This window comes from Parabacteroides sp. CAG:2 (assembly GCF_000436315.1).
Lineage (GTDB): Bacteria > Bacteroidota > Bacteroidia > Bacteroidales > Tannerellaceae > Parabacteroides > Parabacteroides distasonis.
The window spans coordinates 1-520 of record NZ_FR885289.1; the positions used below are offsets into that span (position 1 = coordinate 1).

The 520-nt window shown below is 58.8% G+C and carries 1 protein-coding gene; it reads right to left on the minus strand.

The annotated features are described in order from the left end of the window. Positions 1-520, minus strand: a 520-nt coding sequence (gene nusG, locus QVP94_RS08725) for a transcription termination/antitermination protein NusG (RefSeq protein WP_502685440.1), incomplete at both ends; no start/stop codon positions are given.

The window sequence follows — 520 nt, forward strand, 5'->3', positions numbered from 1 at the left end:
CGTGCAAGCCCTCCGACAGACGGTCGTTGTCCAAATGGGTATACACGTGCTTGCCCCCCGTGTTCAGCTCGATCAACTCGTACTCCCCCGCTCTCACCTCGAACAAGGGGACCCACAGGCAGTCGAGGATACGCACCATCACGTCCTTATGCCCACCGCCCGGCTGCACCACCACCTCCGCCTCCATATTGGTAAAAGGGCCGGAGGTGATACGCACACGGTCGCCTTTCAACAAGCGGCCGCTATCTGGCACGTATACGGGAAGCTCGTTGGAGTAAGAAGCCGCGACCCAACGCAAGGTATCCATCTCACGATCCGAGAGGTACGGGAAATAAGACCGCCCGCCGGAGGAAACCCGGGGGAGGAAATTATACAGGGGAAGCGTACGCTTCAGGCGGAAGATCTCGTCCTCCGAGGCGTGGACGAACACGTAGTTGTACAGCAGGGGCCGTTTCGTGTTGACCATCTTGCCGCCCACCTTCCTCGCCTCTACATACGAGGGGGAGAAATACTCGAACAA